This is a genomic window from Helicobacter sp. MIT 11-5569 (genome assembly GCF_000765695.2).
GTDB lineage: Bacteria > Campylobacterota > Campylobacteria > Campylobacterales > Helicobacteraceae > Helicobacter_D.
The window spans coordinates 1-9,109 of record NZ_JRPB02000019.1; the positions used below are offsets into that span (position 1 = coordinate 1).

At 36.6% G+C, this 9,109-nt stretch carries 8 protein-coding genes and 1 pseudogene; 3 read left to right on the forward strand and 6 right to left on the reverse strand.

Going from position 1 to position 9,109, the window contains the following annotated elements; translation table 11 throughout:
* The first annotated feature begins 155 nt into the window (after positions 1-155).
* A complete protein-coding gene (locus LS70_RS09505) occupies positions 156-1,031 on the forward strand; it encodes a DMT family transporter (RefSeq protein WP_034287342.1) in 876 nt (291 codons plus the stop codon).
* Here the strand turns inward: LS70_RS09505 and LS70_RS09510 are convergent.
* Genes LS70_RS09510 through LS70_RS09525 form a run of 4 tightly spaced genes read right to left on the reverse strand, consistent with a single transcriptional unit; the run spans position 1,021 to position 5,635 of the window.
* Entirely contained in the window at positions 1,021-2,073 is a 1,053-nt protein-coding gene (locus tag LS70_RS09510) for a glycosyltransferase (protein ID WP_034288954.1), read from the reverse strand. The genes LS70_RS09505 and LS70_RS09510 overlap by 11 nt on opposite strands.
* Positions 2,063-3,883 carry a UDP-N-acetylglucosamine 4,6-dehydratase (configuration-retaining) gene (gene pglF, locus LS70_RS09515; RefSeq protein ID WP_034287344.1) on the reverse strand — a complete coding sequence of 607 codons (1,821 nt, stop codon included), beginning with the start codon at positions 3,881-3,883 and terminating at the stop codon, positions 2,063-2,065. Before pglF ends, LS70_RS09510 begins: the two co-directional genes overlap by 11 nt.
* On the reverse strand, positions 3,884-5,011 hold the full coding sequence (pglE, locus tag LS70_RS09520) for a UDP-N-acetylbacillosamine transaminase (RefSeq protein WP_034287346.1): 1,128 nt from the start codon (positions 5,009-5,011) through the stop codon (positions 3,884-3,886).
* 9 nt (positions 5,012-5,020) lie between these two features.
* Positions 5,021-5,635 carry an acetyltransferase gene (locus LS70_RS09525; RefSeq protein ID WP_034287348.1) on the reverse strand — a complete coding sequence of 205 codons (615 nt, stop codon included), beginning with the start codon at positions 5,633-5,635 and terminating at the stop codon, positions 5,021-5,023.
* Between the two features lie 118 nt (positions 5,636-5,753).
* Here LS70_RS09525 and LS70_RS09530 point away from each other — a divergent pair, with 118 nt between their 5' ends.
* Together LS70_RS09530 and LS70_RS09535 are read left to right on the forward strand one after the other, a co-directional pair.
* Positions 5,754-7,046 carry an adenosylmethionine--8-amino-7-oxononanoate transaminase gene (locus tag LS70_RS09530; RefSeq protein ID WP_034287349.1) on the forward strand — a complete coding sequence of 431 codons (1,293 nt, stop codon included), beginning with the start codon at positions 5,754-5,756 and terminating at the stop codon, positions 7,044-7,046.
* 1 nt (position 7,047) lies between these two features.
* On the forward strand, positions 7,048-7,512 hold the full coding sequence (locus LS70_RS09535; protein ID WP_034287350.1) for a hypothetical protein: 465 nt from the start codon (positions 7,048-7,050) through the stop codon (positions 7,510-7,512).
* Here the strand turns inward: LS70_RS09535 and dcuC are convergent.
* Both dcuC and LS70_RS10455 read right to left on the reverse strand, forming a co-directional pair.
* Positions 7,509-8,966, reverse strand: coding sequence for a C4-dicarboxylate transporter DcuC (gene dcuC, locus LS70_RS09540; RefSeq protein ID WP_034287351.1), 1,458 nt, complete (start codon positions 8,964-8,966; stop codon positions 7,509-7,511). The genes LS70_RS09535 and dcuC overlap by 4 nt on opposite strands.
* 41 nt (positions 8,967-9,007) lie before the next feature.
* A pseudogene (locus tag LS70_RS10455) lies at positions 9,008-9,109 on the reverse strand (methyl-accepting chemotaxis protein); the annotation flags it as partial.

A 9,109-nucleotide genomic window follows, 5' to 3' on the forward strand; every position in this document is an offset into this window, starting at 1 on the left:
AACAAGAAGCGTTAGTGATAAAACGCATAAGTGTTAGCTAATAAGAGGTTAAAATTTAGTGCAAAAAAGGAAATGGAATTATAGCTAAGTAAGCTTAAGAGGAGATTAAAAGGAGAGTGGTTAAGATTCTGTTTTAAAACTTCATAAAGGCAACTATGAGTAAAGAACAAATCGGCGCATTGTGGATGATTAGCGCAAGTGTTGCATATGGATTTATGCCGCTTTGGACAATTATTGGACAAAAGAGCGGATTAACAACAGATTTTATTCTCTTTTTTCGCTTCGCCTGCACTAGCACCTTACTACTCATTTTTATAATGCTTAATAAAATCTCTATTGCGCTACCAAAACGCAGAATCTTAGAATTTATCTTTTTAGGTGGAATTTTATACTCCATTCAATCTTTTGCCTATCTTGATTCACTAAAATACATTCAATCTGCGCTTTCTGTAATGCTCTATCATATTTATCCTGTAATTGTTACGCTTGTGGCTATTGTCTTCTTAAAAGAAAAAATCCAGCTAAAAACACTCGTTGCGCTTGCTCTTTGCACGATTGGATTAATTATAATCTTACAGATTCCAAAGGATATTGCATTAAATTATTTAGGTGTTACACTTGCTTTAATTGGTGCTCTTTTTTATGGGCTTTATGTCATTTTTAGCCAAAGCATTACACGCAACTGCCATTCCCTTGTAGCAAGTTTTTATGTGTGTTCTTTTTCTTCGCTTGCTATGCTTGCTAGCATGCTAAAAGCCCACGAGAGTATTCCTAATCTCTTAGAGATTCCACCTATTGGAATCTTTGCTCTTCTTGCGCTCACCATATTTTCTACACTTTTTGCAATGGTCGCATATTATTTAGGAATGCCAAAAATTGGAATCACAAAAACTGCAATTCTTGGAATGATAGAACCGCTTGTTGCGGTGATTTTGTCCATTTGGATTTTAGGAGAGAGTCTTAGTAGCTTGCAATATTTTGGAGCATTTTTAATACTTTTTGGCTCTTTCTTACTCTGCCTTAGACGATAAACTTTTGGATTAATGCCTTCCATTTCTCTAGCACCACTTCTTCCCCAAAACGCGATTCTATATATTTTGTATTTTGTGCTAAAGTTACTCTATTTGATGTTATTTTCTCAAAATGCTCTGCTAAGGATTCTACATTTCCAAGTTCTACTAAGTATCCATTTTCTCCATGTTTTATAATCTCACTTGGTCCATAAGGACAATCATAACTCACCACAGGAGTGCCACACATTAAAGATTCGATTAAAACATTGCTCAAACCTTCTTTGTAGCTTGCAAGGGCAAAAAATTCTGCATTGCAATACAGACTATAAAGATTCTCCAAACGTCCCAAAAATACTGCTTTTATCCCTAATTCTTTGGCTTGTTTTTCTAGCCTTTCTCTCTCTTCTCCATCGCCTGCTAAAAGCAAAGAATAGTCTTTGTGCGTTTTGCTAAAAATACTAAAAGCCCTCAATAGCTCTTCATAATGCTTGCTTTTTATCATTCTGCCCGCACTTAGCACATAAGGTTTGTATTGCAAATAATCCTTAGATTCTGACTTTTCTAACGCAATAGGATTTGACATTACACACACATTAGACAAAAAAGAGTAATGTTGCAAATCTTTATGTGTGAGTGTTGTTACACATTTTGCAAAAGGATAAGTCAATCGCCGAAGAAGATTCCATATTTTGCTATTTAATCCACTATAAATACTATGCTCCGTAGCAATCACTGGAATCTTAGAAATTTTCCCCGCAAGAATCGCTAGAATATTACTTTGATGGATAAAGCTAATCGCCAAACTTGCTTGATGCACTTTAAAGATTCTTATTAACCCTTTAATTCTATTTATATTACCAAAGATTCCGCGATATACATTTGGCACAATCTCAACTTGCACCCTAGAATCTAACGTGTAAAATTGATTTTCCTTGCTCCATAGCACAAGCACAACTTTATAATCATCAGCCAAAGCATTTGCCAAAAAGCTAGCTACCTTCTCTGCTCCACCCATACGCAATGAAGATACCACCAAAACAACGCATTTTTTATCCTGCATTGTGATTAAACTCCACAACAATTTCTTTTAACTTTTCAAGGCGACTTTTGGAATCTTTGCACTCTATAAGCTCTGCAATATCTTCATTAAGCTTATTAATTGCATAATGCGTTGGGCATGCCACTTGTATTGATGGATATTTTGTTTTTCCCTCACTCTCTCCGATTAATAATTCTTCATAAAGCTTCTCACCCGGTCTTAATCCGCTAAATTCAATAACAATTTCGTGTTCTTTATCATACAAGCGCAGCATATTTTTCGCTAAATCCACGATTTTTACAGGCTCTCCCATATCTAAAATGAAAATTTCCCCACCCTTAGCAATCGCTCCTGCTTGCAAAACAAGCTGACAAGCCTCTGGAATTAACATAAAATAGCGCGTAATATCTGGGTGCGTAACGGTAATTGGTCCTCCGCTTTGGATTTGCGCTTTAAACTTTGGCACAACAGAGCCACTGCTTCCTAACACATTTCCAAAGCGCACCGCAACAATTTCGCTATTTTTGGATTCCACATTTTGCGCATACAGCTCTACTACGCGCTTTGTCGCTCCCATAACATTTGTTGGGCGCACTGCTTTATCTGTAGAAATCATTACAATCTTAGGAACTCCCGCTTCAATCGCACAATCTACAACATTTTTGCTACCTATAATATTATTCTCGATTGCACTTTTTTGATTATATTCACACAAAGGAACATGCTTATAAGCAGCAGCATGCACAATAATGTCAGGCTTTTCTTCTTGTATGAGTGCTAATAAACGTTCTTTTTCTAAAATACTTAGCAAGCAAGGACGAAATAACGCACTATTGTCCATTTTCTTTTGGGGATATTTTTGGTTTAACTCTTCTAAAATCGCATATAAATTAAACTCACTATGCTCGACTAATACCAAACGTTTTGCTCCAAATTCGGCACATTGTCGCACAATCTCACTCCCAATACTCCCACCAGCACCTGTGATTAATACGCACTTATCTCTTAAAAACGCGCCGATAGTTTCTTTATCCAAGTCTTTACTAGGACGGCTTAATAAATCTTCAATAGAAATGTCTTGCAAATCTTCTTGCGCATTATCTTTTAGCATTGTTGCAATTTTTATTTCTTCAATGCCAAGCTCTCTTAAAGCATCAAATAAATCCTTAAGCGGAGGTTTTGCATAGGCTCTTGTTAGAATCGCACTTTTAATTTTATGCTTTGCAATGAGTTCTTTTAGCGCGCTTTTTGGATAAACTTTTAAGTTGGAAATATAACTCCCCACAGCTTCATTATCTTCAGCAATAATTGCAAGTGGATAAAAAGGAATCTCGCTATTAAGTGCTGCTTTAATAAGTGTTGGGGCTTGCGTATTTGCCCCAAAGATAAGGGCAGGTTTTGGAGAATTTTTAGGAGAATTTTCTAAATAAATGCGTTTTGCGATTCTAATTGCGCCAATTAAAATGCTAGAAATCACAAAATCAATTCCAACAACGCTTAAAGGAAAGCTTCCAAAAACTCCTAAAAATGCGATTCCACAAAAGATTCCATACGCCAAAATATGCGCATAAAACAACTTTAATGCTTCTAATAGTCCAAAAAATCGCCAAGGCACTAAATACAGCTTAAACACTGCTAATGCTAGTATTTTTAACGCAATAAGCACAAAAAACACTAAAACAACATTTGCCTTAAATTCCAAAGGCACTTGAAAACTAAAGCGCAAATCATAAGATAAAATCAGCGTAAAATAAGAAACTATAATATCAATAATTACAAAAAATGTAATGCGTTTAGCATTGCTTGGACGAAATAAAACAGACTTAAGCACTTAGCAACTCTTTATAAAATCCAAAATCAAATCAGAAATCCTATCAACAGCATTTTTATCTAATGCACCGCCACTTGGCAAACAAATTCCACTCTCAAAGAGTTTTTGGCTCACACCATTGCTAAATACTATGGAATCTCTAAATAAAGGCTGTAAATGCATAGGCTTCCACAAAGGACGCGATTCTATGCCTTTTTGCGCTAAAAACTCTACTAAAGCTAAAGGATTAATTTTTGCGTCTAAAAAACGCAGGGTTGTAAGCCAACGATTCCCCCTAGAATTTGGAATCTCTGGCATAAACTCTAAGATTTGTGATTCTGTTTGTTTATATAAAGCCATATTATACCAACTAAAAATTTCACGCCGTTTTACCACTTTTTGTTCAATCTGTTCTAATTGCCCAACCCCAATAGCGGCACAAACATTACTTAAGCGATAATTATAGCCATAGTCTATATGTTCATAATATGGCAAATTTTCTCTTGCTTGCGTGGAATAAAAACGTGCTTTTTCTATCTTTTCTTTATCTTTGCCAAGTAGCATTCCTCCACCACCTGAAGTGATGATTTTATTGCCATTGAAAGACAATGCGCCAAACTCTCCAAAACTTCCGCTATGCTTACCATCATAAAATGCCCCTAAAGATTCTGCTGCATCTTCAATAAGCAAGATTCCATATTGCTTACAAATCTCCATAATCTCAGCAATCTTTGCGCATTGTCCATACAAATGCGTTAAAATTAAAGCTTTAGGCTTCTTGGGCAAAGATTCAATAGCCTTTACAAGTAAGCTTGGGTCAAGATTCCAAGAATCCAAATCACTATCAATAAAAACAGGAATTGCACCTTGATACAAAATTGCATCAATCGAACCAATAAAAGTAAAGCTGCTTGCTAGCACAAAATCCCCTTGCGTGATTTCACTCACGCGCAAAGCCAAATGCAAAGCCGCTGTTCCAGAATTAAGCGCTAAAGCATTTGAGCAATGTGTATAAGACTTTATATCTTCTTCAAAGCGATTCACAAACGCTCCAAGAGGCGCAATATAATTACTTTCAAAGACATCAGCAACATATTTTTGTTCATTTCCTCCCATTTGCGGAGGTGATAAAAAAATCTCAAATCCCATAATAACTCCTTATAATTCTCTCTTTGCCGGATTACCAACAATCTTTTTATGCGATGGAATCGCGCTTATTACGACACTTCCTGCGCCAATTATGCAATAATCTCCCACGCTTTTCCCTTCAATCACAACACTTCCTGCGCCAATATGTGTAAAATCCCCAACACTTACACCCCCGCATAATGTCGCATTTGGCGCAATATGCGTAAAATCTCCCACGCTACAATCATGCTCAACCACGCTAGAAGTATTAATAATCGCGCCCTTACCAATTTTAGCGCGTGCATTAATCACTGCATTTGGCATAACAACAACTCCATCAGCAATTTTTGCAGATTTTGAGATTATAGCACTGCTATGGCTAACAAATGGTAAGCAAAACCCATTTTGCACAAAAAATGTATAAAGATTTTTGCGCACAGCATTATCTCCAATTGCTAAAAGTATGCCATATTCCTTTGCATTAGAAAGAGACAAAAATTCTTCTTTTGCCATAGCAGAGATTCCATTTAATGCCTTTTTTTCTGGCATATCATCAATCACAAGATAGGAGATTCCGCGAGATTCCAAAATATCCGCCACAACTGCTCCATGCCCACCTGCGCCAAAAATTGCCATTTTTTGCATAACTTCCCTTATGTTGATTGCCTTAATTTATTTTTACGATTTTAGCGCAATTTATTACTTTTGCGTTTTAATTTATCCTTTAAAGAGTAAAATAACAGAAATTTAGCAAAGGCAGATTATGGAATCGCAAACCTTAAAAGAGTTAGACTTATCATGCATTTGGCATCCTTGCACGCAAATGCACGACCATGAAGCAAATATTCCACTCATTCCAATCAAGCACGCACAAGGCGCATATCTTTATGATTTTGAAGAAAAGGCATATTTAGATTGTATTTCTAGCTGGTGGGTTAATCTATTTGGGCATTGCAATCCTTACATTAACGCAAAAATCAAAGAGCAATTAGAATCCTTAGAGCATATTATTTTTGCAGGCTTTACGCATAAGCCCATTATTGATTTATCGCGCCGACTTTTAGGGCTTTTGGATTCTAAATTTAGCAAGTGCTTCTATGCAGATAATGGCTCAAGCGCGATTGAAGTTGCGCTCAAAATGGCATTTCATGCAAGCGCGCTTAAAGGAGAGAAAAAAAGCAAGTTTTTATGCCTAGAAAATGCCTATCATGGAGAAACTATCGGGGCTTTAAGCGTAGGAGATGTTGGAATCTATACAGAAGTTTATACGCCCATTTTGCTCCAAACCCTAAAAATTAAAGCACCAAGCGGAGAAGATATTGAAGAATCTCTAGCGCAACTCAAACAAATGCTAGCACAACACAAAGGCGAAATTGCCGCTTTTATCTTAGAACCCCTTGTGCAATGTGCCGGAAATATGAATATGTATAGCCCACGCTTTGTGCAAGAAGCCACACATTTATGCCAAGAAGCGGGTGTGTATGTCATCTTTGATGAAGTTGCAGTAGGTTTTGGGCGCACAGGTAGTTTATTTGCCTATGAACAATGCAATGTTGTGCCAGATTTTTTATGCCTTAGTAAAGGAATCACGGGTGGATATTTGCCACTTTCTGTTGTCGTAACAAGCGATGCAATTTATCAACTCTTTTATGCACCCTATTATGAACATAAAGCCTTTTTGCATTCCCATTCTTACACGGGCAACGCGCTAGCTTGTGCGTGCGCAAATGCAGTTTTAGATATTTTTGAAAAAGACGATATATTAAATAAGAATCGTATATTATCAGATACCATTTGGGAGCAAATGCAGAATTTAAAATCCTTTGATTTTGTGCAAAATCTTAGATATTATGGAATGATTTTTGCTTTTGATTTAGTAGGATTTGAGGGCAAACGCAAAGGATTGGAAGTTTTTAATAAAGCCTTAAAGAAAGGTTTATTGCTGCGCCCACTTGGCAATACAATCTATTTAATGCCCCCTTATATTCTCACACAAGAAGAGGTGCGTTATATTTTACAATCTTTAATGGCGATTCTACCAACATTAAGGGGTTAAAATGGCATTCAAAATTGACACACAAATGCAACGACAAATCTATACAACCAAACCGCAACAACCAAAACCACAAGAAGAAACAAAACCAGATTCCAAACCAACGCTTCCTGCCAATAATAGCGGAAAAGTATATCAAAGACCAAGCTACCCTAGTCAAAATCTAATTGACAAATACAAAACACCCGGAGCATTTATCAACACGCAAAACAATTTAGGAAATAAACTAGGAATCCAAAATATCATCACTCCAAAAGAAGAACAGCAAGACGCAGGAAAAGACGCGCTTTTAGGCTATTTGCAAAGCCAAAATTCAGCCTTTCAAAATTTAGAAGATTTATCAAAAATGAAGCTTGAGCTTCAAAATAGTCAAGAATTAGAAGCGCAAATCAAAGAGCAATTACAACAAGATTCTAGTGATTCCTTTCTAAGCCAGCTTTTAGCACGCATACAGAATCCCAGCTTTTAATGCACTTGCACAATAGCCACATTTTCTTGTGGCTTTGGCGTCTCAATAGGATTAGCTTTTGCAAGATAAAAGGCTACAAGAATATTCACAACCATTGCAATAAGCAAAAGCGGTGTGGTGCGTTTAATAATCTCCACAGGAGAGATTTTTACAAATCCAGCTAGAGCGATGATTCCACCAGCAATAGGAGAAGCTGCGCGCCCCAAACAAGAAGCAATTTCTATCGGTAGCACTAAAGTAATCGGTGCGATTCCAAGTCTTGTTGCAATATCAGGAGCTAATCTTCCAAAAGCATTAAAAGCAGCGATTCCACTTCCCATAATTACCGTAAATCCATACACCAAAAAGCTTAACGCAGCGATACTAATAAACACAGCCACCGCTGCAAACTCTCCTTCTTTTCCTAGCGAAGAAACTGCATTTGCTAGGATTCCAACTCCACCAAGAGATTTAATCCCTTCTGCAAAAACAGACGCGGCAATGATAATACTAACAACACTAATAAAAATATCCGCCATAGCCTTTAAAATCACCACCATATCTTCACCAAGTTTCCGTCCATCTCTATGCCTAATAAATTCTATGATAAAAACTAATGCAATACTCACAAAGTTTGCGGTTACCACATCTAATTTAATATTTAAAAAATATGCGCTAAACAAAAATACAACAGGCAGCCAAGGGAAGAAAATATAAGGTGTTGGACATTTTGGGTCAATAATCTCTGGTGCTTCTACTTCTTCACAAAGCACGCCCTTAGCCTTATCTCTCTTATCTACCCAAGCAAAATAAAATGGAATCAAAATCGCAATCACCACCACATACGCAATCACACTCCAAATTTGATAATTTAAGAAAAGCCCAACAACATTATCTTTTTGTCCCACCATATCCGCCATATTAATAGAGCTACCATCTTTTGGACCATAATCAAGTGCAATAAATGACAACACACAAACTGCAGTAATAGGACGAATCTTAAGCGCAATTAAAACAGGATAAATACAAGCAAGCAACAATAAAAGCAATCCTGCATAGCTTGAAATCACAATTTTAAGTGCCATACCGACAACAAAAGTTCCACTCAAGATTAAATATTTATTTTTAATCTTTCCAAGTGGTTTGTTTGCCAAAAAGGCAAGTTTAGCAGAAGCGTTAATGTGTTTCATATACGCAGCAAACCCAGCTACACTCATAATAATTAGCCCAACGCCTGAAAGTTGCGCTTTAAAAGTTGCCGTGATAAATGCAAAACTATCAAGAATCACATCTAAAAAACTTGCACTCTCTCTAATAGGGGCTTTAGGTATGGGCGCACCTGTAAAATAAAATGCAAAAATAAGTATCAATAGACCGGAAAACAAAAAGACAAAAATGGGATTATATTTTTTAAGAATATAATACGCGACAATCCCAACAGCAAGGAGTGTTGAAAATATCATAAATGCTGGCATTTTTCACCTTTCTAAACGCATTAATCTAGCAGCTTATCTCCTTAAAACCTCTTCTTATTCACATCACTTAGAATATCATCAGCAATCTGATTAACTGTGCGTGTAATATCATTCGTGCTATTAGCTACACTCACATTATCTTG